This window comes from Actinomadura sp. J1-007 (assembly GCF_009793335.1).
GTDB classification, from domain to species: Bacteria; Actinomycetota; Actinomycetes; order Streptosporangiales; family Streptosporangiaceae; genus Spirillospora; species Spirillospora yumaensis.
In genome coordinates this window covers 6,926,092-6,952,522 of sequence record NZ_WING01000001.1, presented here as the reverse complement: position 1 = coordinate 6,952,522, position 26,431 = coordinate 6,926,092, and the positions used below count along the sequence as shown (strand labels likewise).

Sequence of the window (26,431 nt, the reverse complement as noted above, 5' to 3'; positions counted from 1 at the left end):
CCCGCACGCACCGGTCGGACGGTCAGCCGGACGCGGACGCGCGGCCGCGGCGGCCGAGGCGCACGGCGGCGCCGGTCACCAGCGTCAGACCGCCGCCGGCCAGGGCGATCAGGGCGATGCCCGGGACGCCGCCGCCGTCACCGTCGCCGGTGCGGACTCCGGTGTTCGGCGTCACGCCGCCGAGCCTGCCCTCGCGCACGTACTTCGAGCCGGGCATCTTGTCGGCGTAGCGGGCGTGCACCAGGGCCTGGTACGACGCGAGCGTCGTCCCGCGCGCGCCGACCGAGGTCCGCGCCGCCTCGTTGAGCCCGGTCACCCGGTCGCCGTCGAGCCGGTACCAGGCGTTGATCTGCGGTTCGGTGAACACCGTGCCCGTGCCCGCCTTGGCGGGGTAGGCGGTCTCCTCCGTACCGGAGATGATGTTGGTGACCTCCCAGTTCCGGGCGCCCTTGGTCAGCCACAGGGACGCCTGCTGGCCGGTCGCCGACCGCGCGCCGACCGCCAGGTAGGCGAACGTCGCGACCTCGGCGCTCCCGTACGACCCGCGGACGAAGGCGGGGTTCAGCGAGTAGACGGGGTGGACCCGGCCGTCGAGGGTGGGCGCCTTGGCGTCCGCGGCGGCCTTGCTGACGCCCGCCGCGGTGAACTGTCCCGCGCGGTGCCGGTCGAGGCGGACGAAGTACCGGGCGACCTTCTCGGTCGTCTGCCGGTCCGCCGCCACCCGCTGCGCCGCCGCGACGTCGGACGGGGCGGGGGCCGGGGGCGCGTCGGCCATGGCCGAGCCGTAGCCGGCGAACAGCGCGGCTCCGATCCCTAGCGCCGCGGAGCCGGCCGCCAGCCGGGCGCCGCGCCGTGTGCGTTCACTGGTCATCGGGGGTCTCCTCGTCACCGTGCACCGACCTGGGACAGCGCCTCGCCCCAGCGGAACTGGCCGTTGTTCACGTAACTCCGGTACGACATCTCGCCGTAGCGGGGGCTGGACGGCCACGGGTCGCCGTACGCGACGGTCTGGCCGCTCGGCTCGTACCCGTAGATGACCTGCGCGTGGCCGCCGCCCGCGGTCCAGTAGATGCCGGTCTCGATCGGCCGCCGGCCGTCGATCTCGGTGTTGATGGCCTGGAACGACAGCGGTCCGGTGACCTGGCCCGGGGAGATCCCGAGCTGCTGGAACGCCCGCTGCGCCCATTGCAGGTAACCGGCCTGGTTCGGGCAGCGCGAACCCTGCGGATAACCGCGGGCGAGGTTGCAGAAATCGTTCTGGCTGACGTTTCCCTTACCGAGGAATTTAGCGATCGTCAGGCCGCTGGCGGCCCAGCACCACTGGTTCTGCTGCTGCACCTCCTGGGAGATGCCGAGCTCGCCGGCGAAGGCCGTTCCGGGCGCCACCGCGAAGGTGGCGGCGGTCAGCGCGGCGGCGACGCCGCCCGCACGGTAACGGCGCGACCGTGCCGGCCGCGCCTCATCGGATCGTGACCACCGTCTCATCCGTCCCTTTCCTTTTCTCCCGGTCGGCACCGAAGGCACGCCTCTTGGCGGGGAGGGAATTCGCTGCTCCCCGGGACCGGGGGGAATCCGGAAGGGAGCATCCGAACAAGAGGCGGGGAACGCCATTACCATGGCACCGGGAGAACCGGCCGGGTAATGTCAGCGGGTCATAAATCCGGTGAATGGGTTCCGCGCGCGGCGCCGGGCGCGGGCACCGGTCCCGGCGCGGCCGGGCGGTCACGCCCTCGGACGGTCCGGCCGTCCTCGGCGGAACGGTGGAACCGTGGCGCGCGCCGCTGGAACCGTGGCGCGGACGGTCGGGCCCGGCGGCGCGGCGGTCGCGGGAACGCGAACCCACCCGCCCGGCTTCTGGCGTTTCGGGCGGGAGTTCGATTTACTGAACGGTATCTCGTGAGAGCGCTCTCACGGGGTGCGTGTCCTAGCTTCGCGGTCGCCAGGACCGGCCTGGCGCCCCTGTCCCCGGACCCCGGACGGTGTGAAGAGGTGGACGCCGTGGCACCTCTGCGGATGCAGACCTCCAAGCTGGGCCGGCATGTGCTGGTGACGTTGGGGGGCGAGATCGACGCCTCCAACAGCCGCACGCTGACCGACCGCCTCATCGTGCTCCTGGGCGAGGCCGCCGAGCACGCGGGCGGCGAGGACGGCGCCGGCGCCCGCCGGGACGAGGCGGGCGTCATCGTCCATCTGGCCGAGCTGGCGTTCTGCGACGCCAGCGGCCTGTCGTCGTTCGTCGTGGCCGCCGGCGCCGCCGAGGATCTCGGCGTGGGCTTCGCCGTCGCGGGAGCCTCGGGCCTGGCCGAGCGGATCCTCGACGTGACCGGCCTGGCGAAGGCCGAGTGGGTGCACCCGGACCTGTCCGAGGCCGTCCGCGCGTTATATTCCGACGCCCGGCCCTCCGAGCGGCTGAGCATCGTCCCCACCGCCCGTGACCGCCGCGACGCGCGCGAGCACCGGGACCGCCGGGGCCGTCCGGCGGCCGGCTGATCCGTCGCGGCACGCGAAGCGGCGCGCGAGGCGAGCGGGCCCTGGCCGGAGCCCCGTCGGGCAAGGTCCGCTTTAGCGCGGGCGTTCAGGCTCGTCGGGACGCCGAACCGCTAGGGGGACCCGGATGCCACTGCGTTCAACGGCCGCCGTCGCGGAGCCGCGCGAGACCGAGGACCCGCGCAGGCCGTCGCGCCGCCTGGCCGCGCTCCTGGACCCGGGGACGATGTCGGCGCCGCTGCGGCCCGCCGACGACTCCAACGTGACCGCCGTGCGCGGGCGCGCCGGCGGCGTCCCCGTCGTCGCGTACTGCACGGACGGCGCGGTGATGGGCGGCGCGATCGGCGGCAGCGGCGGCGGGCACATCGCCGAGGCGATCGACACCGCGGCCCGCGAGGGCGTCCCGGTGATCGCGCTGTGGCACTCGGGCGGCGCCCGGCTCGGCGAGGGCGTGGAGTCGATGGACGGCATCGGGCGGATGTTCGCGGCGATGATCCGCGCGTCCGGCCGCGTCCCGCAGCTCTCGGTGGTGCTCGGCCCGGCGGCGGGCGGCGCGGCGTACGGGCCCGCGCTCACCGACCTGGTGATCATGGCGCCGGACGCGCGGGTGTTCGTCACCGGCCCGGACGTCGTGCGGAGCGTGACCGGCGAGGACATCGACATGGCCGGGCTCGGCGGGCCCGACGCGCACGGCCGCCGCTCGGGCGTCGCGCACGTGCTCGCCTCGTCCGAGGCCGACGCGCTCGCCCGCGCCCGCCGCCTCGCGGCCCTGCTCGCCGCGCCGGGACGCGTCGACCCGCGCGAGGCCGCCGACGGCGCCGACCCCGGCGCGCTGCTGCCCGCCAGCCCGCGCCGCGCGTACGACGTGCGCCCGCTGGTGCGCGCGCTGCTGGACGGCGGCGCGTTCGAGGAGATCCAGGAGAAGTGGGCGGCGAACATGGTCACCGGGCTCGGCCGCGTGGGCGGCGGGACGGTCGGCGTCCTCGCCAACAACCCGCTGCGCAAGGGCGGCTGCCTGGACTCGCTCAGCGCGGAGAAGGCCGCCCGGTTCGTCCGGATGTGCGACTCGTTCGGCGTGCCGCTCGTGGTGGTCGTGGACGTGCCCGGCTACCTGCCGGGCGTCGGGCAGGAGTGGGAGGGCGTCGTGCGGCGCGGCGCGAAGCTGCTCTACGCGTTCGGCGAGGCGTCGGTGCCGCGGGTCACGCTGGTGACGCGCAAGTCGTACGGCGGCGCCTACATCGCGATGAACTCGCGCTCCCTCGGCGCCACCCGGGTCCTCGCGTGGCCGGACGCGGAGATCGCGGTGATGGGCGCGGAGGCCGCGGCCCGGATCCTGCACCGCCGCGAGCTGGCCGCCGCGCCCGAGGACCGGCGCCCGGACCTGCTCGCGCGCCTCGCCGAGGAGCACCGGCGCACCGCCGGCGGCCTCGGCCGCGCCCTGGACCTCGGCGTCGTGGACGAGACGGTCGCCCCGGCCGACTCGCGGCGGCGCGTCGCCGAGGCGCTGGCCGCCGCCCCGCGCGGCGTCGGACGCCACGGCAACATCCCCCTGTGACACTCCCGCGCCGTCCCGCCGGTCCGGGAGCCCTCACCGCGCGCCCCTCACCGAGGAGCGGGGGCCGCCCCGGAGGGCGTTCAGGGTCATCCCTGGTCGGTCCCTGAGATCGCGGCGACGGGCTGTCGCCGCCGCCCCGGTGAGGGGAGTCTCGTCGGACGAGCTCCGCCTTCGACCACCGGTGAGGAACCCGAATGAGCGTGATGACCCACCGCCGCGGCGCGCGCCGCCTGGCGCTGGCCGCCGCCGGTACGACGGGGCTGCTCCTCGCGGTGCCGGCGGCGGCCACCGCGAACGTCCGCGCTCCCGGAGCCGGTCCGGCGGCGGCACCGGCGGTGACGTCCGCGCGGGCGGTGCAGGCGGGCGGGTGGCGGCAGGTCGCCCCGAACGGCGCGAGGGGCGGGTGCGGCTGGCGCTGCCCGAGCCCACGGGACCGCGACGCGTCGGGACGACGTCGCTGCACCTGATCGACCGTTCGCGACGGGACCCGTGGACGTCGCCCGCGCCCCGGGAGCTGATGGTCAGTCTGTGGTACCCGGCGCGGGGCGCCGCCGGGCACCCGCGCGCGCCGTGGTTCCCGCCGGCGGCGTCGGAGCTGTACGAGCAGCAGACGAGCCAGGGGCTGCGCACGCCGCTGGACGGCGTCGACTTCCCAGTGACGCACGGGCACGAGGGCGCGCCGGTCGCCGTACGGCCCGGCGGCCATCCGGTGGTGCTCTACTCCCCCGGCTACGGCGCGGAGCGCGAGCTGAACACGGCCCTGGTCGAGGACCTGGCCAGCCGGGGCTACGTGGTGGTCACCATCGACCACACCCACGAGTCCGGGATCGTGGAGTTCCCCGGCGGCCGGGTGGAGCGCGGCCGGACGCCTCCCAAGCCGTCCCCCCGCGACTACGCGCGGGCCCTGCGCGTGCGCGTGGACGACGCGAGGTTCGTCCTGGACGAGCTGGCCGCGCTGGACTCCGGGCGCAACCCCGACGCGGAGCACCGCGGGCTGCCGCGCGGGGTGCGCGGGAGCCTCGACCTGTCGAAGGTCGGCATGTTCGGCCATTCGTTCGGCGGCGCCACGGCGGCGCAGGCGATGGCGCGGGACCGGCGGATCCGCGCCGGGATCGACCTGGACGGCAGCGTCGACGGCCCCGTCCAGTACACCGGGCTCGGCCGGCCGTTCATGCTGATGGCCAACGCGACCCACGGGCGCGGGAACGACCCGTCCTGGGCGCGGTTCTGGAGGCACCTGCGGGGATGGCGCCTCCAGTTGCGGCTCCGCGACTCGGGGCACCAGACCTACACCGACGTCGCTCCGCTGGTGCGGCAACTGGAGAACGCCCTGCCGCTCCCGCCGGACGTGGTCGCCGAGATGACCGAGCGCATCGGGACGATCGACCCGGGCACGGCCGTCGCCGCGCAGCGCGCGTACATCGGCTCCTTCTTCGACCTGCATCTGCGGCGGCACGACGACCGCCTGCTGTCGGGCCCGTCGCCGCGGCACCCGGAGATCGAGTTCGTGCCGTGACCGCCGCCCGCCCGGGTCGGGGCGCGGGAACGCGCGGCAGGGCCGGGGGCGGGTGGTCAGGGGGTCGGGGGGTCGGTGATGCCGTGGCGTTCGCGGGAGGTGAGCGGGGCTAGGGCGTCGTAGGCGTCGTAGTCGTAGTTGGAGAGGATGACGCCCGTCCAGTCGGTGTCGAGGTAGACGTTCCAGTTGGTCGAGCCGCCCGCGATGCCGCCGCCGTGCGTGATGAGCCGCTGGCCGTTGAAGATCGGCGCGACCGGACCGTACGCCTGGAACGCCTGCTGGGCGGACGGGTCGGCGGGGCCGCCCGGCATCGGCCCGTTGACGACCTTCCCGCCGACGTACAGCTCGGTGTAGGCGCGGTTCAGCAGCCTGTGGCCCATCAGGGCGCGGGCGAAGCGGACGAGGTCGGGCGCGGTGGAGAAGCCGTTCCCGCCGCCCGTCCCGATGAAGTTGCGGGCCGAGTTGCTCCCGCCGGGGATCTGCCCGCCGCCCGGGATCGTGCCGGGCTTGCCGCCCGCCTCCAGGTGGCGGACGCCGTCGATGCGCTCGCCGGACTCCTGGAGCATGTACGGGTGCGCGATGCGCTCGTCCTCCAGCCACTGCGGACGCGTGTAGTAGGCCGAACGGGTCATGCCCGCGGGGAGGAAGATGTGCTCGCGGACGTAGTCACCGAACCGCTTCCCCGAGACCTTCTCGACGATCTCGCCGAGGACGTCCATCCCCGAGCTGCTGTACGCGCCGCGGGTGCCCGGCGGGAACTCGAGCTCCTCCTTGCGGAGCGACTCGGCCAGGTCCCTCATCTGCTCTTCGACGCTGTTGTAGACCTTCTTCGGCGGGGTCGGGTCCCGGCGCGGGTCGCCCAGCCCGGCGGTGTGGGTGAGCAGGTGGTGCACGGTGACGTGCTTGGCGACGTCGGCGGCGAAGCCGTCCAGGTAGGTGCCCAGCGGCTCGTGGAACTTGACCTTCCCCTGCTGGGCGAGCTGCACGATCGCCAGGCCGGTGAACGGCTTGGACGCGGAGGCGAGGGCGTAGACCGTGTCGGTCCTGTTCCGGATTCGCCGTTCCCTGTCGGCCATCCCGTACGCCCGCGCGAGGACCGTCCGGCCCCGGTGCGCGATCAGGACCGTCCCGCTGAACCTGTCCTTCGCGGCGAGCCCGGCCACGAACCGGTCGTACGATCCGCCGGGCCGCACGGCCTCCGGGACGCGTCCCCGGGAGAACGGCGCGGTGCCCGCCGCGGCCGTTCCCTCGGCCAGCAGTCCGCCGCCCGCCACGGCGAGCGGCGCGGCGCCGAGCGCTCCGAGGACCTTCCTCCTGGACCGTCCGGCCGTCCCTGCTCCGTGCTCGTCCATGCGGCTCTCCCTCGTCGGTGCCGGAGCGGTTCCGGCGGACAGGGAGAGTGGACACGAACGCGTGTTTCCGCGCCGTAAGGCCGCCGCGCGCGTCAGTCCTGAGCCGTGAGGGGCTTGGCGATGCTCTCCAGCCCCTTGCGTTCGGCCTTGACGCCGAAGACCGTCTCCACCAGCCCGGCCGCGATCATCAGCACCGCCCCGATGACGAACGCGAGGGCGGTGTCGCCCGGCCTGCCGGTGGAGGTGAGGCGGGAGAAGATCAGCGGTCCGGTGATGCCGCCCGCCGCCGTGCCGATCGCGTAGAAGAACGCGATGGCGAGCGCCCGCGTCTCCATCGGGAACACCTCGCTGACCGTCAGGTACGCCGAGCTCGCGCCCGCGGACGCGAGGAACAGCACCGCGCACCAGCACGCGGTCAGCGTCACCGCGGTGAGGGCGCCCGCGTCGAACAGCCACGCGGTGGCGAGGAGCAGGACGCCCGACCCGATGTAGCTGCCGCTGATCATCGGCTTGCGGCCCACGGTGTCGAACAGCGGCGACAGCAGCAGCGGCCCGAGGAAGTTGAACGAGGCGATGACGGCGTAGTAGTAGCCGGTCTCGGTGCCGACCTTGAAGAACGTGGTCAGGATGTCGGCGTACCCGAAGGTGATCGCGTTGTAGAGGAACGCCTGCCCGATGAACAGCGAGAACCCCAGCACGGCGCGCTTCGGGTACCGCCGGAACAGCGTGCGCGCGATGGCGCCGAAGCCGAGGCTGCGGCGCTGCCGGATGGTGATGGCCGCGCCGGGCTCGGGCAGGTCCCGGCCGGTGCCGTCGCGGACGGCCCGCTCGGCGCCGTCGACGAGGTCCTCCGCGGCGCCCGTCCGGCCGTGGATGATCATCCAGCGCGGGCTCTCCGGGACCTTGCGCCGCACCAGCAGGATGGCCAGCCCGAGCACGACGCCGAGCGCGAACGCGAGCCGCCAGCCGACGTCCACCGGGAAGCGGCCGAGCACCGGGATCGTCAGCAGCGCCCCGAACGCGGCGCCGAGCCAGTACGTGCCGTTGATGACGATGTCGATCCGTCCCCGGTGCCTGCTCGGGATCAGCTCGTCCACCGCCGAGTTGATCGCCGCGTACTCGCCGCCGATGCCGAGCCCGGTGACGAACCTGCACAGGAAGAACCACCACGCCGTCCACGACAGGGCGGTCAGCGCGGTCCCGGCGAGGTAGACCGCCAGCGTGGCCATGAACAGCCTCTTGCGGCCGAACCGGTCGGTGAGCCACCCGAACAGCAGCGCGCCCGCGCAGGACCCGAGCACGTAGATCGCGGCGCCGGGCCCGGAGACCTGCGCGGAGGTGATGTCCACGCCGCTGCCGGACTCGGCGAGCCGCGGGGCGAGGTTGCCGACGATCGTGACTTCGAGGCCGTCCAGGACCCAGACGGTGCCGAGCCCGATGACGATCATCAGGTGCCAGCGCGACCACGGCAGCCGGTCGAGCCGTGCGGGGATCCTCGTCTCGACCGTTCCCAAGCGCTCCCGCTCCACCGCCGCCCCCCTGTGATCGTCGCTCTGGGAGCACAGCTTCCCGATCAAGGCGGAGGTAATCTCCGCGCCGGGTCAGCGGGACGGGTCGCGGTTGTAGAGCCGCATCGCCCAGAGGTAGCAGACCAGGCTGATGCCGGCGCACCAGGCCACGGCCTGGATCGCGCTGTCGCCGACCGGGCCGCCGAGCAGCAGGCCGCGCAGCGTCTCGATGACCGGGGTGAACGGCTGGTACTCGGCGAACCAGCGCAGCCCGGCCGGCATCGAGTCGGTCGGGACGAACCCGCTGCCGAGGAACGGCAGGAGCATCAGCGGCATCGGGGCGTTGCTGGCGGACTCGACGGTCTTGGACGCCATCCCGAGCGCGACCGTCAGCCAGGTCAGCGCGAGGACGAGCAGCGCGAGGACCCCGACCGCGCCGGCCCACTCGACCGGGCCCGCCTCGGGCCGGAACCCGATGAGCAGGGCGACGCCGATGACGACCGCCAGGCCGAGCATCGCCTGGATCATGCTGCCGACCACGTGCCCGGTCAGCACCGACGCGCGGGAGATCGCCATGGTGCGGAACCGGGCGACGATCCCCTCGGTCATGTCCATGGCCACCGACACCGCCGTCCCCTGGGCGGTCCCGGCGACGCTCATCAGCAGGATCCCGGGCGTGACGTAGTCGACGTACTCGGCGCGCCCGCCCGAGGGACCGCCGAGCCCGTTGCCGAGCGTGCCGCCGAAGACGTACACGAACAGCAGCAGGAAGATCACCGGGATGCCGACGAGCATCGCGGTCATGGACGGGTAGCGCAGCATGTGCCGCAGGTTGCGGCGCAGCATCGTCGCCGAGTCCGTCGCGGCGTACCTGAGGGCGGTCATCGCGCGTGCTCCTTCGGCCGGCCGGGTCCGCCCGTGAGGGCGAGGAAGACGTCGTCGAGGTCGGGGGTGTGGATGGCGAGGCTCTCGACCTCGACCGACTCGGCGTCCAGGGCACCGAGCAGGACCTTCAGCGACGCCACGCGGCCGTCGCTCGGGACCTGGAGGGTGAGCTCGTCGCGGTCGTACGGCAGCCCGCCGAACAGCCGGGCCGCGGCGGCGACCCCCTCCGGCGCGGCGAACCTGAGGCTGACGTGGCCGCCCGGGACCAGCCGCTTCAGCTCCTCCGGGGTGCCCTCGGCGACGAGCGTGCCGCGGTCCAGCAGGGCGATCCGGTCGGCGAGCTGGTCGGCCTCGTCCAGGTACTGGGTGGTGAGGAAGATCGTGACGCCGCCCGCGACCAGGTCCCGGATGATCTGCCACATGGTGCGGCGGCTGCGCGGGTCCAGCCCGGTGGTGGGCTCGTCCAGGAAGATGATCTGCGGCTCGCCGACCAGGCACATCGCGAGGTCCAGGCGGCGGCGCATGCCGCCGGAGTAGGTGCCGGCGGTCTTGCGGCCGGCCTCGACCAGGTCGAACCGTTCGAGCAGGTCCGCGGCGCGGCGCCGGCCCTCGGCCTTGCCGAGGTGGTGCAGGTCGGCCATGAGGACGAGGTTCTCGTGCCCGGTGAGCAGGTTGTCGACCGCCGCGAACTGCCCGGTGACGCCGATCGCCGTGCGCACCCCGGCGGGGTCGCGGGCGAGGTCGTGCCCGCCGACACGGGCCTCGCCGCCGTCCGCGCCGATCAGCGTGGACAGGATCTGCACGATGGTGGTCTTGCCGGCGCCGTTCGGGCCGAGCAGCGAGAAGATCGTTCCCTCGGGGACCTCCAGGTCCACGCCGTCGAGCACGACCTTGTCGCCGTACGACTTGCGCAGCCCGGTGGCCTTGATCGCCGGTGGGGGCGGAAGGTGGACATGTTCCCTCTCTTCACTGGTGGGGGGGTGGTGGAACGGTCCGGTCAGGCGCGGCGGACCACGATGTCGCCGAAGTTGGTGCGCGCGCGGACCTCGACGGTCTCGTCGGCCTTCTCGGGCCCCTCGGCGGCGTCGAGGTCGCTGCGGACGGTGCCGTACTTGGTGTCCACGTCGAGCCAGGCGGCGGTGCCGTGGGCGATCCCGAACTCGACCTCGCCGAAGCCGCTCTCCAGGACCGCCGAGCCGCGCGCGACCTCGCCGACCCGGACGCTGCCGTACGCGGTCTTGGCGGTGATGCCGGCGAGGGCGCGGTCGACGGTGACGTCGCCGCTGGCGGTGTTCAGCCGCGCGTCGCCGGTCACCTCGCCGACGGCGATGTCGCCGCTGGAGGTCTTGGCCGTCGCGGCGCCGTCGATCTCGCCGACGCGGATCCTGCCCGCGGCGGTGCTGATGTCGGCGGGCCCGGCCGTCCGCCCGACGAGCACGTCGCCCGCGGCGGTGCGCGCCCGCAGGCGCCCCGCGCTCTCGACGCGGATGGTGCCCGCGCCGGTGCTGAACACCGACTCGCCGAGGCGGCCCTCGCCGTGCAGGTCGCCCATCGAGCCGACGTCGACCCGCGAGCCGTCCGGCAGGTCCACCCTCACCTCGATCGTCGGGGGCGGCCGAACAGGGAGCGGAGCCGGTGCTTCGGCGCCCGCACCGTGAGCTGGCCCGCGGCGTACGCGACCTCGGTCTGCCGGGCGGCCTCGACGTCGGCGTCGAGGTCGGCGTCGAGCGGGCGGACCTCGACGACGGTGTCGGTCCGGTCGCTCGCGCGGATCCAGACCCGGCCGGCCTGGATCTCGACCGTGGCGGAGATCGGCTCAGGCGTGTCGAACGTGGGCATGGCGATGCCTTTCCTCGTGCCCGGAAGGGCGTCAGGTGGTGCCGGTGGGCGGGCGCGGTCAGCGCACCCAGCCGGTGAAGCCGCGGCCGAGCCGCTGATCCCCGCCCGGCCCGGGGTGCCGGCCCGGGGCGGGGCCGGGCTCGCCGGGTTCGAGCGCGGCGGACACGGCCCGTACGAGCCAGGCGTTGACCGACAGCCCCATCCGGGCGGCGGCCTCCTCGATGCGCGGCTTCAGATGCTCGGGCAGGCGCAGCGTGATCCGCGACGTGCCGCCGCCCTCCTCCGCCTCCGGCGTGTAGGGCGGCCGGACGCCCATCGTGACCTCCAGCGCCCCGGCCAGCGCGCTGCGCAGGCTGCCCGGGGGCGGCGGCTCCTCCCGCGCCGGCTCGCTCGGCGGCGGCGTCACCACGAACTCGGCGTCCCGGCCGCGCAGCCGCACCTCGACCGAGCCGGGCGCGAGGTCGCGGGTGATCTCCTCCGCGGCGGCCGACAGCGCCTCCAGCAGGGTGAGCCGCGTGGCCGCGTCGAGCGGCGCGGTCAGCCGCTCGGCGAGCGCGCGGGCGTCCTCGCCCCCGGCCTCGGCGGCGACCGCCAGCTCCCGGCGGAGCTGGTCGACGTACGAGCTGAGGTTCATGGCATCACTATGACGTCATAGTGACGTCACGGTCAAGCACGATGACATCAAAGCGGCGTCAAGATGCCCGCCGCAGCCGCGCAGCGGCAGCAGGCAGGCGCGGTTGCGGCGAGGCCGGGGTGCGGCGCCGGGACGGGCCGGGGTGCGGCGGGGCCGGGGCGGGCCCGAGGTGCGGCGGGGCCCAGGTGCGGCGAGGCCGGGGTGTGGCGGGGCCGGGGTGTGGCGGGGCCGGGGTGTGGCGGGGCCGGGGTGTGGCGGGGCCGGGGTGTGGCGGGGCCGGGGTGTGGCGGGGCCGGGGTGTGGCGGGGCCGGGGTGTGGCGGGGCCGGGGTGTGGCGGGGCCGGGGTGTGGCGGGGCCGGGGTGTGGCGGGGCCGGGGTGTGGCGGGGCCGGGGTGTGGCGGGGCCGGGGGGCTTTGGCGGGGTGGGGGAGGGGTTCACGCGGCCGGTTCGCTCGATCCGGCCGCGTGCCCTCCCCCATTCGCCGGGTGCGGCTCGACGCGGCCGGCGGGACCCTCACCCTCCAGATCGGGCCCGGCCGGTGCGGAGCTCCGCACCCTGACGCCCATGACCGTAGCCGCTGCGTCGCGGCGGGTCCCGCGGAAGGTCCCGGTCCATCGGCCAGTGGTCGGGCCGGCGCGGCGAACGGCCGCGCGCGACGCGCCGGCCGCGACGGGCGGCCGACGGACCGGGACGGGCCGCGCCTAGCGGCCCTGGAGGGAGCGGACGTTGTCGCCGAACGACCAGCTCTTCGAGCCGTCCCAGTTGATGGACCAGGTCATCAGGCCCTTCAGCCCGCCGCTGTAGTTGTTCCACGCCTGCGCGACGAGGCCGGGCGACATGTAGCCGCCGCCCGCGCCGGGCTGCGCGGGCAGGCCCGGGACCTGCTTGTCGTACGGGACCTTGATGGTCGTGCCCTGGATGACCAGGCCCTTGTTCAGGCAGTCGGTCTGCACGGTGAAGCCCTGGACGGTGCCCGCCGAGTACGAGTCGCCGGAGCAGCCGTACATGCTGCCGTTGTAGTACTGCATGTTCAGCCACCACAGCCGGCCGTTGTCGGCGTACTTCTTGACGATCGGCAGGTACGCGCCCCAGATCGAGCCGTAGGTGACGCTGCCGCCGGTGACGTACGCGGTCTCGGGCGCCATGGTGAGCCCGAAGTTGGACGGCATCTGGGCGAGCACGCCGTCGATGATGCGGATGAGGTTGGCCTGCGACGCCGAGAGCTGGTTGATGTTGCCGCCGCCCGTCAGGCCCGTCTCGATGTCGATGTCGATGCCGTCGAAGTTGTACTTCTTCAGGATCGGCACCACGGTCGCGACGAACCGGTCGGCGACCGCGCTGGAGTTGAGGTCGATCCCGGCCGCCGCGCCGCCGATCGACATCAGGATCGTCTGGCCGGACGCCTTCGCCGCGCACATCTCCGCCGGGGTGGAGACCTTCACGGTCGCGTCCATGCCGTCCTCCCACAGCACCGTGCCGTCGGAGCGGATGACGGGGAACGCCGCGTTGATGACGTTGTAGCCGTGCTGCCGCATCCGGGGGTCGGTGATCGGGGTCCAGCCGAACGGCGGGTGCACGCCGTTGCTGGCGCCGTCCCAGTTCTCCCAGTAGCCCTGGAGGACCTTGCCCGCGGGCTTCGACTTCACCGGGCAGGTGTCGTCGCCGGTGGGCGGAGTGGTCGGGGGCGTGGTGGGCGGTGTGGTCGGAGGCGTCGTGGGCGGTGTCGTCGGGGTGCCGTCGCAGGCGCCGAGGTCGCGCCACAGCGTCGGGGTCGCGGCCGGGTTCCAGCCCGCGCCGGGGTGCGCGGTGTGGGCGACGCGCGCCTCGTACCCGTGGTCCTGGTAGGTGACCTTCGCGGCGGCGGCGTAGGAGGCGCCCTCCGCCCAGGCGGGGAACGTGCAGGCGATGAGCCGCTGCGAGGCGGTGGACGGGGCCGACAGGGCGGCGGTCGCGGAGAACGCGAGAAGGCCCGCGAGAGACAGGGCCACCGCCACGACGGCGGCCAGCCAGGGCCTGAACTTGGAGGTCATGAGGACTCCTCGGCAAACGGGGGAAACGCAGAGGAGTCGGCAGTCCCTCCACCAGCCGACATGGTGCGGTCACCAGGTTAGGCGCTCGGTTCCGGAGCGCCAATAGCCGGGCGATCACCGGGCCCGCGACCGCGCATTTTTGGCAACAGTCGTCGTGGACGGCTATCGGACCGTGCTCGGATTCGCATCAGGTGCCAGCGGGACGTTCGCGCCGAGGCTCCGCACGTACCCGGAGGTGCGCGCGATGGCGGCCTGGTGGTCGCTGCCGGGGCCGAGGGCGTGCAGCCGGATGGGCGGCCCCGGCACGACGACGGTCGGGGTGAACGCGGGCGCGGCCGTCCAGCCCGACGGGCCGCGGGTGAACGTGAACCTGGCGATCACGCCCTCGTGCGTCGCGGCGTCGTTGGCGCTCGGGTTGGCGACCTGGTTGCCCATCCCGTACGCCACCCACTTGCCGTTGATCCGCTCGAACGGCTGGACGACGTGCACGTGGCAGCCGACGATCAGGTCCACGTCCTCGGAGGCGAGCAGGGTGCGGGCGAGGGCCCGCTGCGCGGCGGTCGGCTCGTGCCGGTACTCCTCGCCCCAGTGCAGGCTCAGCACGACGAGCCGCGCGCCCGCCGCCTTGGCCCGCGCGGCGTCCGCGAGGATGCGCGGCGCGCTCAGGCCGGCGTTGACCGACCAGGGCGCGGGCGGCGGGATGCCGTTGGTGTCCTGGGTGTACGACAGGTGCGCCACCTTGACGCCCTTGACGTCGAGCAGGTTGATCCGGCGGGCCTCCTCGGCGGTGCGCGCCGATCCGGCGTGCCGGACGCCCGCGGCGTCCAGGGCGGCGAGGGTGCGCCGCACGCCGGGCTCGCCCTGGTCGACGGTGTGGTTGGACGCCGTGGAGCAGGTGTCGTAGCCGAGCCCCGCGACGGCGTCCACGATCTGCGGCGGCGAGTTGAACGCCGGGTAGCCGCTGAACGGGCCCTCGCGGCGGCCGAGCGGCGTCTCGACGTGGCAGATCCCGAGGTCGGCCGCGCCGATCACCGGTTTGATCCCGGCCAGCATCGGCATCAGGTCGTACCCGCGCCGCCCCTGCGACCGCCGGTCCTCGGCCGCCTGCTGGACCAGCACGTCGTGGAGCAGGAAGTCGCCGGTCGCCGCGACCGTGAGCATCGGGACGCCGGGCCGGCCGCGCGCGCCGGACCCGTGCTCCGCGCCCGCCCCGCCGCCGGCGGCCCCGTTCCCGTCGGGCGGGCGGGCCGCGGCGGCGCCTCCGTCCTCGGGCGCCTGCGCGTCCGTCAGCTCGCAGGCGGCCGGCATCGCCAGGACCGCCCCTGCCGCCGTCGCGAGCACCGCCCGGCGCGTTCGCGAACGGGGCGAGAACGCCGTCATCGTCATGATCCGCACACGGCGGGTATTCATCGCCGCGGACGTTCCGAAACGGGCCTTTACCAATCGCTATCTAGAAGATCAACCATTCCTCTTCTAACGGACGACTCCTACCGGGCGACGGGCGTCATTCGCTGCCGTTCGGCTTCGGTTTGAGGGAGAGCCACGGGTTCCCCTCTCCGCGCGGTCCGAGCCACAGGCCGCCGCTGACGTCGATGACCTGGCCCGTGATCCAGCGGGCGTCGTCGGAGGCGAGGAAGGCGACCGCGTCGGCGATGTCGCCGGGGCGGCCGACCCGCCCGAGCGCGGTGACGCCCGACACCGCCGCGGCGGCCTCGGGGTCGTCGAGCCAGCTCGCCATGCCGGTGGCGGTGAGACCGGGCGCGACGGTGTTGACGGTGATGCCGCGCTCGCCGAGGACGTTGGCGAGGACGCGGCCCATCACGTCGGTCGCGCCCTTGGTCATGGCGTACGCGAAGTCCCGCAGGGCGATGCGGGTGGCGCCGGAGGAGATGTTGACGACGCGCGCGCCGTCCGGCATGAGCGGCAGGGCGCGCTGGACGATGAAGAACGGGGCGCGGACGTTGACCGCGAACAGCCGGTCGAACTCCTCCGGGGTGATCCGCTCGCGGCCCTCGCTCATCATCGACGCGTTGTTGACCAGGATGTCGAGGCGGCCGAGGCCGAGCCCGGCGAACAGCGCGTCCAGCCCCTCGTCCGTCCCGAGGTCGGCCTGGATGAGCGAGCCGCGCCCGCCGGCGCGCTCGATCGCGGTGAGGGTCTCGTGCGCCTCCTTGTCGCTGGCGCGGTAGTGCACGGCGACGCGGGCCCCGGCTCCGGCGAGCCGTTCGGCGATGGCGCGGCCGATGCCGCGCGCCGCGCCGGTGACCAGGGCGTTGCGGCCGGTGAGGTCGGTCATGGCAGCTCCCTGAGCTCGGACCAGGCGAGGTCGGTGCCGGACGCCCACAGGCGGCCGAGTGCGGCGAGCGTGATCTCCAGGTCGGTGCGGCTCTCGAAGACGCCGGGGAGCGTGCGCAGCTTCGGGCCGTCGTGGGTGGCGAGGCCGGTCAGGGTGCGGCCGGGCCCGAGCTCGATGGTGACGGGCCGGGCGAGGCCGCCCAGCGCGTCCAGCGCCTCGGCGAACCGGATGGGCGTGCTGAGGTGCCGGGCCCAGTACGCCGGATCGGTCGCCTCGGCGTCGGTGATCCAGGTCCCGGTGACGTTCGAGGGGAACGGGATGGCGGGCGGGTGCAGCGGGATCGCGGTGAGCGCCTCCCGGAGCGGCTCCTCGACCGGCGCCATCATCGGCGAGTGGAACGCGTGGCCGGTCGCGAGGCGGCGGCAGGCGATCTCCGCGTCCGCGAGGCGGCGCGCGGCGCGCTCGACCGGTCCGGGCGGCCCGGCGAGGACGGTCAGGCCGGGGCCGTCCAGCGCGGCCACAGTGACGTCGCCGTCCGCGAGGTACGGGGCGATCGCGTCCGGGCCCGCGAGGACGGCGAGCATGGCGCCCGGCGGCAGGCCGTCCACGAGCCGGGCGCGGTAGCCGATCAGGCGGAGCGCGTCGTGGGGCCGGATGACGCCGGCCGCGCAGGCGGCGACGTACTCGCCGACGCTGTAGCCGACCAGCGCGGTCGGCGCGACGCCGAGCATGGTGAACGTGCGCGCGAGGGCGTACTGCGTGGCGAACGCGAGGGGCTGGGCGACGCGCGTCCGGTGGATCGGCTGCGTGGACGCCCGCCGGTCGAACAGCGCGGCCAGGTCGGGCGCTCCCGCGCGCCCGCCGCCCGCCCCGCTTTGCTGTATCCGGTCCGGTTCTTCCGGATACAGGACGGCGTGCAGGTCGGTGCCGATCTCGGACCGCAGCCGGACCAGGCACCGGTCCAGCTCCTCGCGGAAGCGCGGCAGGTACCGGTACAGCCCCGCCGCCATCCCCGGGTACTGGTCGCCGACCCCGGAGAACAGGAACACGATGTTCCGCGCCCGCGCGCCGTCCGAGCTGAACACCTCGCACGGGCCGTCCCCGCGCAGGCTGCGCGCCGCGTCGGCGGGGTCGGTCGCGACGACGGCGCGGCGGTACGGCAGGTCGCGGCGGACCGCCCGGGGCGGGAGGCCCGTCTCCAGCCGTTCGGCCAGGTCCTTGGTCTCGGCCTCCAGCGCCTGCGGGGTCGACGCCGAGAACGCGTACAGGCGCGGCGTCACCACTCGATCGCCTTCCGGACTCCGGCGGGCCAGGCGGACGGCTCCGCGCCGTGACGGCACAGGAAGGCGTAGGCGAGGCGTTCCAGCCCGAAGCCCGCGCAGGAGGTGTGCACGGCCCCCTCCTCGCCGCCCTCCTCAGCGCCGATGCCGAACGACTCCCCGAAGAACCGGTCGTGGAAGTTGAACGAGCAGACCGCGACGTCGCGTTCGGCGTCCAGCGGGAGGCGCAGCTCGTACTTCAGCTCCAGCAGGTGCTGCGACCAGACCCGTTCGGCCGTGCCGGCGTCCGCGAAGAACGGGTCGTTGGCGACCTCGCACCGCCCGCCGAGGCCGAGCTCGTCCATCAGGTCCCACGCGCGCTCCATGAGGCGGCGGCGGTCGGCGAGGACCCGGGCGCGGGGGCCGAGCAGGACGACCTCCCTGATCGTGAAGTCCCACAGGCGTTCCAGCGACCGGCGGTAGCGCGCCTCGTACCGGAACGACTTGCCGCGCGAGGTGACCGTGAGCGCCCCGCCGGGCAGCGGCGCGTCGGCGAACCGGTGGTAGGTGTGGAAGCACATCGTGGGCGGCAGGCAGTGGTCGGCGCCGCCCGCCCGGGAGCGCAGCGCCTCCGCCGGGTCGCCTCCGTCCGCGATCTCGCCGAGGAACCCGCGGTAGGCGTCCACGTCGCCGTGCAGCCGCGAGACGAACATCATGAGCTGCGGGAACGACTGGAAGTACCCGCAGCGCCGCATCGCGGCCGTGGGGATCAGCGTCGGGTACCGGTGCTCGACCGCCCCGAACTCCGCCACGGCGAGCGAGCGGATCCGGGCGTCCAGGCGGTCCATCAGCGACAGGACCGGCTCGCCGACGCCGATCTGCCCCTCCCCCGCCTCCCAGGCCGCGCCCCGGCGCAGCAGGTCGCCGAACACGTCCCGCGCGGGCGGCCCGGACGCCGTCCCGCGCCACACCACCTTCGGCTCGGCGCGCCGCTGCCCGAGCACGTCGTTCGCCACGACGTAGCGGAGCTTGCGTGCCAGGTCGCCGGGGTCCGCGCCGTCCCGCACGGTGACCCGCACCGCGCCGATGCCCGCCTCGGACGGGACGAGCGCGAAGTCCTCGATGCTCTCCGACACGAAGAACACCCGCGTGGCCAGCTCGTCCGCGTGCGTGCGCGGGACGGGCGGGTCCAGGCCGATCACGTGCGTGCGGGCGGCGGTCGTCTCGCTCACGGGCTCACCGGCCTTCCGGGTCGCCGGACAGGACGCCGCGCAGGCCGAGCAGCTCGGCGAGGATGCCGCGCTGCACCGCCGACGTCCCGGCGAAGATGGGGCCGCCGAGCGCGTCGCGCAGCTCGCGTTCGAGCTCGAACCCCTCCAGGTAGCCGCGGGCGCCGTGCACCCGCACCGCCGCCATCGCGGTCTGGACGAGGCTCTCGCTGACGAAGATCTTGGCGATCGTCGCGTCCTGGAGGGCGAGGCGCCGCTCGCGCTTCAGCCAGCCGACCCGGTAGAGGATCAGCCGGGCCAGCTCCAGCCGGATCTTCATGTCGGCGATCTCATGCGCGACGGCCTGGAACCCGCCGATCGGGCGGCCGAACTGGCGGCGCGACGACGCGTGCGCGACCGCGCCCTCCAGCAGCCGCTCCATCACCCCGAGGTGCCCGGCGAACATGAACGCCCGCTCCCACTCGATGGTGGCGTTGAAGATCGCGTAACCCGCGCCCTCCCGGCCGATCAGGTTCGCGGCCGGGACGCGGGCGCCGTCGAACTCGACCGCGCCCATCGGGGTCGTCCGCAGCCCGAGCTTGGTGAACTCGCGGGTCCTGCGGACGCCGGGCAGGTCGGCGGTGACGAGGAACGCCGAGAGCCGGTCCTGGGGCCGGCCGCCGCCCGGCGCGCCGCCGGGCGCGCCGTCGCCCGGCGCGCCGTCGCCGGGCGCGTCGCCGCCCGTCCGTGCGAGCACCACGAACACGTCCGCGACCGGGCCGTTGCTGACGAACCACTTCGTGCCGTTCAGGACGTAGTGGTCGCCGTCCCGTTCGGCCGTGGTGCGCAGGCCGAGCACGTCGGACCCGGCGTCGGGCTCGGACAGGGCGTGCGCGCCGACCAGCTCCCCGTCGCACATCGGCTTGAGGTAGCGGGTCTTCTGCTCCTGCGTCCCGTGCAGCAGCAGGTAGATCGCGCAGCCCCACAGGTGGTTGTTGACGGCGAAGACCAGGCCGTTGTCGCGGCAGCCGTAGCCGAGCGCCTCCAGCGCGATCATCGTGGTGAGCGGGTCGAGGCCGCGCCCGCCGTACCGGACGGGCACGGGCCAGCCGAGCACGCCGTGCTCGGCGCAGCGGGCCCAGTCGGCGGCGGGGAAGCGCGAGGCGCGGTCGTCCTCCTCGGTCCCCGCGCCCAGCTCGGCCTGGGCGAACGCGATCGTCTCCCGCCTCAGCCCGCGCTGCTCGGGGGTCAGGTCGAAGTCCACCCGCCACCTCCCGCCAGGGCGGCCCGCTTGCGGTCAACGAACGCCCCGATCGCCTCGACCGAGCGGATGTTGGCGAAGTCGAGGTCGGTCCCCTCCATCGGCATGTCGAACGTCCGCTCGATCCACATGACGAGCTGCACGGCGAACAGCGAGTTGACGTACCCGCTCGCGAACAGGTCCTCCGCGTCGCCGATCTTCCGGCCGTTCACGTGCCGCGAGACGAACTCGCGCACCGACTCCCGTTCCGCGTCGTTCATCGGCCCTCCTCGTAGGTGTGGAAGCCCCGGCCGGACTTGCGGCCGAGCAGCCCCGCGTCGACCATCGCGCGCAGCAGCGTGCAGGGCCGGTACTTGGACTCGTTGAGCTCGCCGTACAGGACCTCCAGCGAGTACAGGACCGTGTCGAGCCCGATCAGGTCGGCGGTCTCCAGGGGGCCCATCGCGTGCCCGAAGCACTCCTTGAACAGCCGGTCGACGTCGCCCGCGGTCGAGACGCCCTCGTGCAGGAGGAAGACCGCCTCGTTGACCGTCAGCATCATGACCCGGTTGGTGACGAACCCCGGCGAGTCGCTGACGACGACGCAGTCCCTCCCGGCCCCGGCGAGCAGCTCGCGGGTGAGCTCGACGGTCCGGTCGGAGGTGTGGAAGCCGCGGATGACCTCGACGGTCGGCTTCAGCGGGGCCGGGTTCATGAAGTGCGTGCCGACGACGTCGGCGGGACGGCGGGTGAGCGCCGCGATCCGGGTGATCGGGATCGCCGAGGTGTTCACGCCGAACGTCGCGCCCGGCGGGCAGATCCGGTCCAGCTCGGGGTACAGGCGGCGCTTGACCTCCCACTTCTCCGTGACGTTCTCCACGACGCGGTCGGCTGCGCGCAGCTCCTCCAGGTCGGTGGTGAACCGGACGCGGCCGACCACCTCGTCCGGGTCGCGGCGCGGCTCGGCCGGGCGGACGAGCGGCATCAGCCGGACGCCGCGCGCGATCGCCTCGCGGGCCCGGTCCAGCGCGGACGCCTCGACGTCCACGAGCACCACCTCGTGGCCCGCCGCCGCGAAGAGCTGGGAGACGCCGGCGCCCATCGTTCCCGCGCCGACCACGCCGATCCGTTTCATGCGGGCCGTCCCTCGCCGTCGGTGATCGCGTCGTGCAGCAGGCGCAGCACCTCGCCGCGCCGCTCGCGGAAGTGGAAGTGGCCGCCGGGCACCGCGTGCCGGGCGAACGGACCGGAGGTGTGCGCGCGCCACCCGTCCATCCCCGCGGCGACCGGGTCGCCGGTGCCGCCGATCGCGATGACCGCGCAGCGCAGCGGGGGCCCGGGGACGTACCGGTACGTCTCGACCACCTCCAGGTCCGCGCGGAACCCGTGCAGCGTGAACGCCAGCAGCTCCGGGTCCGAGCGCACCTCCCCCGGCAGCGGGCCCCACCGCCGCTCGACCTCCCTCAGCAGGTCGAGGTCGCGCAGCAGGTGCAGGGCGGTGCCGCCGGCGCAGGACGCGTGGGCGGACGACTCCGCGGACGGCGGCGCGGGGCAGGCCGACACCACGAGCACGTCCGGGCCCGGCGCGCCGCGCGCCTCCAGCGCCCGCGCGACCTCGAACGCCACGAGCGCGCCGAGGCTGTGGCCGAAGAACGCGACGCGCCGTTCGACGGCGCGCTCCCCTTCGCCTCCCGCCGCCCGTTCGCTCTCGATCGCCCGGACGGCGCCGTCCACGAGGTCGGCCATCCGAGTGAGCGGCCGTTCGAACAGGCGCGAGGCGCGGCCCGGAGCCTGCACCGCGCGGACCCGCGCGCCCGGCAGGTCGTCGGACCAGCGCACGAACTCGCCGGGCGCACCCCCGGCGTGCGGGAAGCAGTAGAGGCGCACGGCCGCGCCCGCGCGGGGCGGGCGGCCGACCAGCCAGGCCCCGCCGGGCGGGGTACGGCCAGCGGGGGCGGCGTGCCGTCCGGTCCGTTCGCTCATCGCGGGTTCCCGGCGGGACCGGCGGCGGGGCTCGGCATCCGCGCCTCGACGAGCGCGGCGAACGCGTTGGCGGTCGGCGCCTCGAACATCGACCGCAGCACGACGTCCACCGGGTAGATCTTCCGGATCCGGACGAGGAACTGCGTGGCGACGAGCGAGTCGCCGCCGAGGTCGAAGAAGCTCTCGTCGGGATCGAGCCCGTCGATGCCGAGCGTCTCGGCGAACAGCCGCCGCACGACCTCCCCGACGTCCGCGACGTCCGCGCCGCCTCCGTCCTCCGCGCCGTCCTCCGCGCCGCCGTCCTCCGCGCCGTTCGCGGGGGTACGGCTCGCGGGTTCGGCGGGGTCGATGGCGTAGCGCTGCCGCTCGAACGGGTACGTCGGCAGCTCGACCCGGGACCGGCGCGTCCCCTCGTGCACGGCCTCCCAGGTCACGGGCGTACCGGCCGCCCACAGCCGGCCGGCGATGTCCAGCGCGGCGGCCTCGGCGCAGGGGGCGTCCGGCCCGGCCGCCACGTCGGCCACGGCGCGGTCGCCGTCGCGGGCGGACGCGCCGGCGGCGTGCGGGTCGGCGTCCGGCTCCGGCAGCAGCGGGATCTCGGGGTCGTCGTGCGGCGTCTCGCGGACGAGGAGCTCGAACCGGCGCGCGGCCTCGGGCCCGGTCTCGCCGTCCCGGACCAGGCGCGCGCGCTCGGCCACGAGCCGTGCGGCGTCGAGCACCGGGAAGACGCCGGCCGCCACCGCCGCGGCCAGCGCGCCCGGCCCCTCCCCGTACACGGCCGCCGGAACGACGCCCCACCGGGCCAGCAGCCGCGCGAGCGCGTACTCCTGCGCGAACGCCACGACGTCGTCCGCCACCTCGGGCGTCGCGGGCTCGGTGGCGGCGAGGCACTCGTCCACCAGGCGGCGGAAGCCGGGCTCGGCGTCCAGCCGGTGCGTGCTCGTCCCCGGGAAGGCGAGCGTGACCGGGCGGGGCCGGGCGGCGTCCCCGGCGGTGTGGAGGCGGCCGGGCGTTCCACCGTCGAGCACGCCGATGGCGTCGCCTGCGCCGTTCACGACCGCGTACCGGCGGAACGCGTGCTCGCCGCGCCCCGTCTGGAGCGTCCACGCCACGTCGGCCAGCGACACGTCGGGACGGGCCCGCAGGTGGTCGGCGAGCCGTTCCGTCACCGCGTCCAGCGCGGCCGGGGACTTCGCCGACAGCACGAGGAGCTGCCAGGGCCCGCCCGGCGGAGCGGGCGCGCGCGGCGGGGGCTCTTCGAGGACGACGTGCGCGTTCGTCCCGCCCATGCCGAACGAGCTCACGCCCGCGCGCCGCGGCGTCCCGTCGGGCTTCCACTCGCTCAGCCGCGCGGCGACGCGGAACGGGCCCGCGTCGAAGTCGATCTCCGGGTTCGGCTCGGTGAAGTGCAGGCTCGGCGGGATGAGGCCGCGCTCCAGCGCCAGGACGGTCTTGATGAGCCCGGCCGCGCCCGCCGCCGCGTCGGTGTGCCCGATGTTGGTCTTCACCGACCCGATCGCGCAGCGGGCGCCGCGCCGCCGCCCCGCCGCGGCGGGCCCCGCGCCGCCGAACGCCCGGGTCAGCGCGGCGACCTCGATCGGGTCGCCGAGCGGCGTGGCGGTGCCGTGCGCCTCCACGTACGTGACCGTCGCGGGATCGACCTCCGCGACCTCCTGCGCGGCGCGGACCACGGCGGCCTGGCCGTCCACGCCGGGCGCGGTGAAGCCGATCCGGTCCGCGCCGTCGTTGTTCACCGCCGACCCGCGGATCACCGCGCGCACCGGGTCGCCGTCGGCGAGCGCCTCGGGCAGCCGCTTCAGCAGGACCAGGCCCGCGCCCTCGCCGCCGACGATCCCGCGCGCGCCCGCGTCGAACGTGCGGCACGAGCCGTCCGGGGACAGGATGCCGCCCTCGGCGTACACGCCAGGCTCCGCCGGGAACCGCACCGTCACACCGCCCGCGAGCGCGAGATCGCAGTCGCCCGCCAGCAGCCCCTGGACGGCCAGGTGCACCGCCACCAGGGACGTCGCGCACGCCGCGCGCACGGTGACGGCCGGGCCGCGCAGCCCGAGCTTGTACGCGGTGCGCGAGGTGAGGAAGTCCAGGCCGGTCGCGAGGCGGATCTCCCAGTCCGACACCGAGGGCAGCGCGTCCCGGCGGGACCGCAGGATCGCCGCGTACGCGGTGTCGGTGCCGCCCGCGTAGACGCCGACGACGCCCGGGTACCGGGCGGGGTCGCAGCCCGCGCCTTCGAGCGCCTCGACCGCGCACTCCATGAGCACCCGGTGCTGCGGGTCGATGATCCGCGCCTCGCGCGGCGAGTAGCCGAAGTACCCGGCGTCGAACCACTCCGGATCGTCCAGGAAGCCCCCGGCCGGGACGTACCGCTCGCCCGAGCCGCCGGGCACGGGCCGTTCGGGGAACCGGGTGACGGAGTCGACGCCCCGGACGAGGTTGTCCCAGAACTCCTCGGGGTCGCGCGCGCCGGGGAACCTGCACGCCATCCCGATGACCGCGATGTGCGCGCCGTCGTCGGGACCGTCGTCGGGGGCGTCGCCCGCGCCGTTCGCCGCGTTCACCGTGCCGGCCGCGTCCACCGCGCTCACTGCGTCCCTTCCGTGCCCGCGCGCCGCGCGCGCCGCCGCTCCAGCCGGGCGAGGCCCCGCTGCCGTCCGCCGTCCGCGTCCGTGCCCTCCGCGTCCGGGGCGTCCGGGGCGTCCGGGGCCGCGGCGGACGGGCCCGTTCCGTCGATGTGGCGGGCCAGGGCGCGGACCGTCGGGTACTGGAAGAAGTCGATGATCGGCGGGCTGTGGCCGAGCCGTTCCACCAGGCGGTCGCGGACGCGGTAGACCAGCATCGAATGCCCGCCGAGGTCGAAGAAGTTGTCGGCGACGCCGACCTCGGGCAGCTCCAGCACGTCCGACCAGATCGCGGCCACGGCGCGCTCGGTCGGCGTCGCCGGGACCTCCGGCGCGTCGCGCGGCTCGCGGGCCGGGGCCCCGGGGGCGGGCAGGGCGTCCGCGTCCACCTTGCCGTTGGCGGTGAGCGGCAGCCGGGCGAGCGGGACGCAGGCCGAGGGCACCATGAACGCGGGGAGCCCGCGTTCGAGGTGCCGCCGGACCTCGGCGGGCGGCGGGGTCGCGTGGCCGTTGCGCGGCACCAGGTAGGCGACCAGCCGCCGCTCCCCTCCCGGGCCGTCGTCGCGGGCGGCGACGTGCGCCTGCCCGATCGCGGGATGGCGGCACAGCGCCGCCTCGATCTCGCCGGGCTCGATCCGGTTGCCGCGCAGCTTCACCTGCGCGTCCGTGCGGCCGACGAAGTCGAGCCTGCCGTCCGTACGGACCCGCACCACGTCGCCCGTCCGGTAGAGCCGCCCGCCCGGCTCGACGGCGAACGGGTCGGGCACGAACCGTTCGGCCGTCAGGCCCGGCCGCCCGAGGTAGCCGCGCGCGAGGCCGGGCCCGCCGAGGTACAGCTCGCCGCGCACGCCGGGCGGGACGGGCCGCATCGCCGCGTCCAGCACGCGGACGACCGCGCCCGCGACGGGCACGCCGATGTCGGGAGCTTCCGCGCGCGCCGCGCCGGGCGGGGCGGCGGGGGCGGACGGGTCGGCGGGGGCGACGGTCCCGACGGTGGCGAACACCGTGCCCTCGGTCGGGCCGTACGCCAGGTCCACCCGGAACGGCAGGTCCGGGCCGGGGCGGCTCCGGAACACCTCGCCGCCCGTCTGGAGCGCCCGCAGGCGGACGGCGTCGGGCCAGTCGAGCGCGAGCAGCGGTTCGGCGAGGGCCGTGGTGAGGAAGAGCGTGGCGATCCGTTCGGCGACCAGCCACGCCTGGAGGCGGTCCGGGGACAGGCGGGCGGACGCGTCGGGCACGTGCACGGCGGCCCCGGCGGTGAGCGCGGGCCACAGGTCCGTGATCGAGCCGTCGAAGCCCGGCGCGTTGACCATCGCGAGGCGGTCGCCGGGGGCCACGCCGTACTCCTCCCGGTACCAGGCGGTGAAGTTGGCGAGCGCGGCGTGCTCGACCGCCACGCCCTTCGGCGTCCCGGTGGAGCCGGAGGTGTACATGACGTACGCCAGGTTGCGCGGCGAGAGCGGCGCGGGCGGATCGGCGGGCGCCGCGACGGGGTGCGCCAGCATGGCGTCGATCGGGAGCGCCCGCGCGCCGCCCGGGACGCGGGACGCCCGCGCGTCGGTGGTGATCACGTGCGCGGCGCCGGCGTCGCGGCAGAGGAACGCGAGCCGTTCGGCCGGGTGCCCGGGGTCCAGCGGCAGGTAGGCGGCGCCGCTCCTCAGCACGCCGAGCTCGGCCACCGCCAGGGGGATGCCGCGCGGGAGCAGCACGCCCACGACGGCATCGGGACGGGCGCCGAGCTGCCGGAGGCGGGCGGCGACGCGTTCGGCCTGCTCGTCCAGCTCACCGTAGGTCAGGCTCAGGTCGCCGTCGCGCAGCGCGACGGCCGAAGGCGTGCGGCGAGCCTGCTCGCCGACCGCGACGTGCACGAACGGCGGCGCGCCCGCGCCGGGACGCGGGCCTCGCGGGCCGCGCGCCCATCCGGACAGCACGCGCTCCCGCTGGGTCCCCCGAGGACCGGCAGCCCGGACACCCTGGTCGCGGGTGCGTCGAGCGCCGC

24 protein-coding genes are annotated in these 26,431 nt (G+C 75.1%); 4 read left to right on the top strand and 20 right to left on the bottom strand.

Annotated features, from left to right (window positions below; genetic code table 11):
* Nucleotides 1-22: 22 nt before the first annotated feature.
* A complete protein-coding gene (locus GEV43_RS31570; RefSeq protein WP_160823788.1) occupies nt 23-871 on the bottom strand; it encodes a hypothetical protein in 849 nt (282 codons plus the stop codon).
* A gap of 14 nt (nt 872-885) precedes the next feature.
* Nucleotides 886-1,485 carry a papain-like cysteine protease family protein gene (locus GEV43_RS31565; RefSeq protein WP_160823787.1) on the bottom strand — a complete coding sequence of 200 codons (600 nt, stop codon included), beginning with the start codon at nt 1,483-1,485 and terminating at the stop codon, nt 886-888.
* Nucleotides 1,486-1,998: 513 nt separating this feature from the next.
* Here GEV43_RS31565 and GEV43_RS31560 point away from each other — a divergent pair.
* The 4 genes from GEV43_RS31560 (at nt 1,999) to GEV43_RS31550 (ending at nt 5,558) form a co-directional block, all read left to right on the top strand.
* A complete protein-coding gene (locus tag GEV43_RS31560) occupies nt 1,999-2,490 on the top strand; it encodes an STAS domain-containing protein (protein ID WP_160823786.1) in 492 nt (163 codons plus the stop codon).
* A 124-nt stretch (nt 2,491-2,614) separates the two neighbouring features.
* Nucleotides 2,615-4,042 (top strand): carboxyl transferase domain-containing protein, encoded by a 1,428-nt coding sequence (locus tag GEV43_RS31555; RefSeq protein ID WP_160823785.1) that lies wholly within the window; start codon nt 2,615-2,617, stop codon nt 4,040-4,042.
* Between the two features lie 194 nt (nt 4,043-4,236).
* On the top strand, nt 4,237-4,509 hold the full coding sequence (locus GEV43_RS47025) for a hypothetical protein (protein WP_164717155.1): 273 nt from the start codon (nt 4,237-4,239) through the stop codon (nt 4,507-4,509).
* Nucleotides 4,410-5,558, top strand: a complete 1,149-nt coding sequence (locus GEV43_RS31550) for a hypothetical protein (protein WP_160823784.1) — start codon at nt 4,410-4,412, stop codon at nt 5,556-5,558. The genes GEV43_RS47025 and GEV43_RS31550 overlap by 100 nt, the downstream gene beginning before the upstream one ends.
* A 56-nt stretch (nt 5,559-5,614) precedes the next feature.
* Here the strand turns inward: GEV43_RS31550 and GEV43_RS31545 are convergent, their stop codons facing one another.
* The 18 genes from GEV43_RS31545 to GEV43_RS31465 all read right to left on the bottom strand — a co-directional run bounded on the left by GEV43_RS31545 (nt 5,615) and on the right by GEV43_RS31465 (nt 26,363).
* Nucleotides 5,615-6,910 carry a serine hydrolase gene (locus GEV43_RS31545; protein ID WP_160823783.1) on the bottom strand — a complete coding sequence of 432 codons (1,296 nt, stop codon included), beginning with the start codon at nt 6,908-6,910 and terminating at the stop codon, nt 5,615-5,617.
* A 92-nt stretch (nt 6,911-7,002) separates the two neighbouring features.
* Complete coding sequence (locus GEV43_RS31540) at nt 7,003-8,424, bottom strand: MFS transporter (RefSeq protein ID WP_241683113.1); 1,422 nt, start codon at nt 8,422-8,424, stop codon at nt 7,003-7,005.
* Between the two features lie 87 nt (nt 8,425-8,511).
* Nucleotides 8,512-9,303 (bottom strand): ABC transporter permease, encoded by a 792-nt coding sequence (locus tag GEV43_RS31535; RefSeq protein ID WP_160823782.1) that lies wholly within the window; start codon nt 9,301-9,303, stop codon nt 8,512-8,514.
* Entirely contained in the window at nt 9,300-10,232 is a 933-nt protein-coding gene (locus GEV43_RS31530; RefSeq protein ID WP_309240057.1) for an ATP-binding cassette domain-containing protein, read from the bottom strand. Before GEV43_RS31530 ends, GEV43_RS31535 begins: the two co-directional genes overlap by 4 nt.
* A gap of 68 nt (nt 10,233-10,300) precedes the next feature.
* Nucleotides 10,301-10,900 (bottom strand): DUF4097 family beta strand repeat-containing protein, encoded by a 600-nt coding sequence (locus GEV43_RS31525; RefSeq protein ID WP_309239939.1) that lies wholly within the window; start codon nt 10,898-10,900, stop codon nt 10,301-10,303.
* The gene (locus tag GEV43_RS51525) at nt 10,897-11,142 is read right to left on the bottom strand and encodes a hypothetical protein (RefSeq protein WP_241683112.1); all 246 of its coding nucleotides are present in this window, start codon (nt 11,140-11,142) and stop codon (nt 10,897-10,899) included. Before GEV43_RS51525 ends, GEV43_RS31525 begins: the two co-directional genes overlap by 4 nt.
* Before the next feature lie 58 nt (nt 11,143-11,200).
* On the bottom strand, nt 11,201-11,776 hold the full coding sequence (locus GEV43_RS31520) for a toxin-antitoxin system HicB family antitoxin (protein ID WP_160823781.1): 576 nt from the start codon (nt 11,774-11,776) through the stop codon (nt 11,201-11,203).
* A gap of 702 nt (nt 11,777-12,478) precedes the next feature.
* Nucleotides 12,479-13,807 carry a glycosyl hydrolase family 18 protein gene (locus GEV43_RS31515; RefSeq protein WP_160823780.1) on the bottom strand — a complete coding sequence of 443 codons (1,329 nt, stop codon included), beginning with the start codon at nt 13,805-13,807 and terminating at the stop codon, nt 12,479-12,481.
* 162 nt (nt 13,808-13,969) lie between these two features.
* The gene (locus GEV43_RS31510) at nt 13,970-15,217 is read right to left on the bottom strand and encodes a CapA family protein (protein WP_160823779.1); all 1,248 of its coding nucleotides are present in this window, start codon (nt 15,215-15,217) and stop codon (nt 13,970-13,972) included.
* Nucleotides 15,218-15,311: 94 nt separating this feature from the next.
* Nucleotides 15,312-16,103, bottom strand: a complete 792-nt coding sequence (locus GEV43_RS31505) for an SDR family NAD(P)-dependent oxidoreductase (protein ID WP_160823778.1) — start codon at nt 16,101-16,103, stop codon at nt 15,312-15,314.
* The gene (locus GEV43_RS31500; RefSeq protein WP_160823777.1) at nt 16,100-17,386 is read right to left on the bottom strand and encodes an acyltransferase domain-containing protein; all 1,287 of its coding nucleotides are present in this window, start codon (nt 17,384-17,386) and stop codon (nt 16,100-16,102) included. The genes GEV43_RS31505 and GEV43_RS31500 overlap by 4 nt, the downstream gene beginning before the upstream one ends.
* Nucleotides 17,380-18,594 carry a hypothetical protein gene (locus GEV43_RS31495; RefSeq protein WP_160823776.1) on the bottom strand — a complete coding sequence of 405 codons (1,215 nt, stop codon included), beginning with the start codon at nt 18,592-18,594 and terminating at the stop codon, nt 17,380-17,382. The genes GEV43_RS31500 and GEV43_RS31495 overlap by 7 nt, the downstream gene beginning before the upstream one ends.
* A gap of 4 nt (nt 18,595-18,598) precedes the next feature.
* Complete coding sequence (locus GEV43_RS31490; protein WP_160823775.1) at nt 18,599-19,834, bottom strand: acyl-CoA dehydrogenase family protein; 1,236 nt, start codon at nt 19,832-19,834, stop codon at nt 18,599-18,601.
* The gene (locus GEV43_RS31485) at nt 19,819-20,091 is read right to left on the bottom strand and encodes an acyl carrier protein (protein ID WP_160823774.1); all 273 of its coding nucleotides are present in this window, start codon (nt 20,089-20,091) and stop codon (nt 19,819-19,821) included. The genes GEV43_RS31490 and GEV43_RS31485 overlap by 16 nt, the downstream gene beginning before the upstream one ends.
* A complete protein-coding gene (locus GEV43_RS31480) occupies nt 20,088-20,945 on the bottom strand; it encodes a 3-hydroxyacyl-CoA dehydrogenase family protein (RefSeq protein ID WP_160823773.1) in 858 nt (285 codons plus the stop codon). Before GEV43_RS31480 ends, GEV43_RS31485 begins: the two co-directional genes overlap by 4 nt.
* Entirely contained in the window at nt 20,942-21,793 is an 852-nt protein-coding gene (locus GEV43_RS31475; protein WP_160823772.1) for a thioesterase II family protein, read from the bottom strand. The genes GEV43_RS31480 and GEV43_RS31475 overlap by 4 nt, the downstream gene beginning before the upstream one ends.
* On the bottom strand, nt 21,790-24,399 hold the full coding sequence (locus GEV43_RS55300; protein WP_160823771.1) for a beta-ketoacyl synthase N-terminal-like domain-containing protein: 2,610 nt from the start codon (nt 24,397-24,399) through the stop codon (nt 21,790-21,792). Before GEV43_RS55300 ends, GEV43_RS31475 begins: the two co-directional genes overlap by 4 nt.
* Entirely contained in the window at nt 24,396-26,363 is a 1,968-nt protein-coding gene (locus tag GEV43_RS31465; protein ID WP_160823770.1) for a non-ribosomal peptide synthetase, read from the bottom strand. The genes GEV43_RS55300 and GEV43_RS31465 overlap by 4 nt, the downstream gene beginning before the upstream one ends.
* Between the last annotated feature and the right edge of the window lie 68 nt (nt 26,364-26,431).

Bases quoted from the DNA above. Each gene is read 5' to 3' on its own strand.
- GEV43_RS31570 (WP_160823788.1), bottom strand. From the start codon at position 871: ATGACCAGTGAACGCACACGGCGCGGCGCCCGGCTGGCGGCCGGCTCC.
- GEV43_RS31565 (WP_160823787.1), bottom strand. From the start codon at position 1,485: ATGAGACGGTGGTCACGATCCGATGAGGCGCGGCCGGCACGGTCGCGC.
- GEV43_RS31555 (WP_160823785.1), top strand. From the start codon at position 2,615: ATGCCACTGCGTTCAACGGCCGCCGTCGCGGAGCCGCGCGAGACCGAG.
- GEV43_RS47025 (WP_164717155.1), top strand. From the start codon at position 4,237: ATGAGCGTGATGACCCACCGCCGCGGCGCGCGCCGCCTGGCGCTGGCC.
- GEV43_RS31545 (WP_160823783.1), bottom strand. From the start codon at position 6,910: ATGGACGAGCACGGAGCAGGGACGGCCGGACGGTCCAGGAGGAAGGTC.
- GEV43_RS31535 (WP_160823782.1), bottom strand. From the start codon at position 9,303: ATGACCGCCCTCAGGTACGCCGCGACGGACTCGGCGACGATGCTGCGC.
- GEV43_RS51525 (WP_241683112.1), bottom strand. From the start codon at position 11,142: ATGCCCACGTTCGACACGCCTGAGCCGATCTCCGCCACGGTCGAGATC.
- GEV43_RS31520 (WP_160823781.1), bottom strand. From the start codon at position 11,776: ATGAACCTCAGCTCGTACGTCGACCAGCTCCGCCGGGAGCTGGCGGTC.
- GEV43_RS31515 (WP_160823780.1), bottom strand. From the start codon at position 13,807: ATGACCTCCAAGTTCAGGCCCTGGCTGGCCGCCGTCGTGGCGGTGGCC.
- GEV43_RS31510 (WP_160823779.1), bottom strand. From the start codon at position 15,217: ATGAATACCCGCCGTGTGCGGATCATGACGATGACGGCGTTCTCGCCC.
- GEV43_RS31505 (WP_160823778.1), bottom strand. From the start codon at position 16,103: ATGACCGACCTCACCGGCCGCAACGCCCTGGTCACCGGCGCGGCGCGC.
- GEV43_RS31485 (WP_160823774.1), bottom strand. From the start codon at position 20,091: ATGAACGACGCGGAACGGGAGTCGGTGCGCGAGTTCGTCTCGCGGCAC.
- GEV43_RS31480 (WP_160823773.1), bottom strand. From the start codon at position 20,945: ATGAAACGGATCGGCGTGGTCGGCGCGGGAACGATGGGCGCCGGCGTC.
- GEV43_RS31475 (WP_160823772.1), bottom strand. From the start codon at position 21,793: ATGAGCGAACGGACCGGACGGCACGCCGCCCCCGCTGGCCGTACCCCG.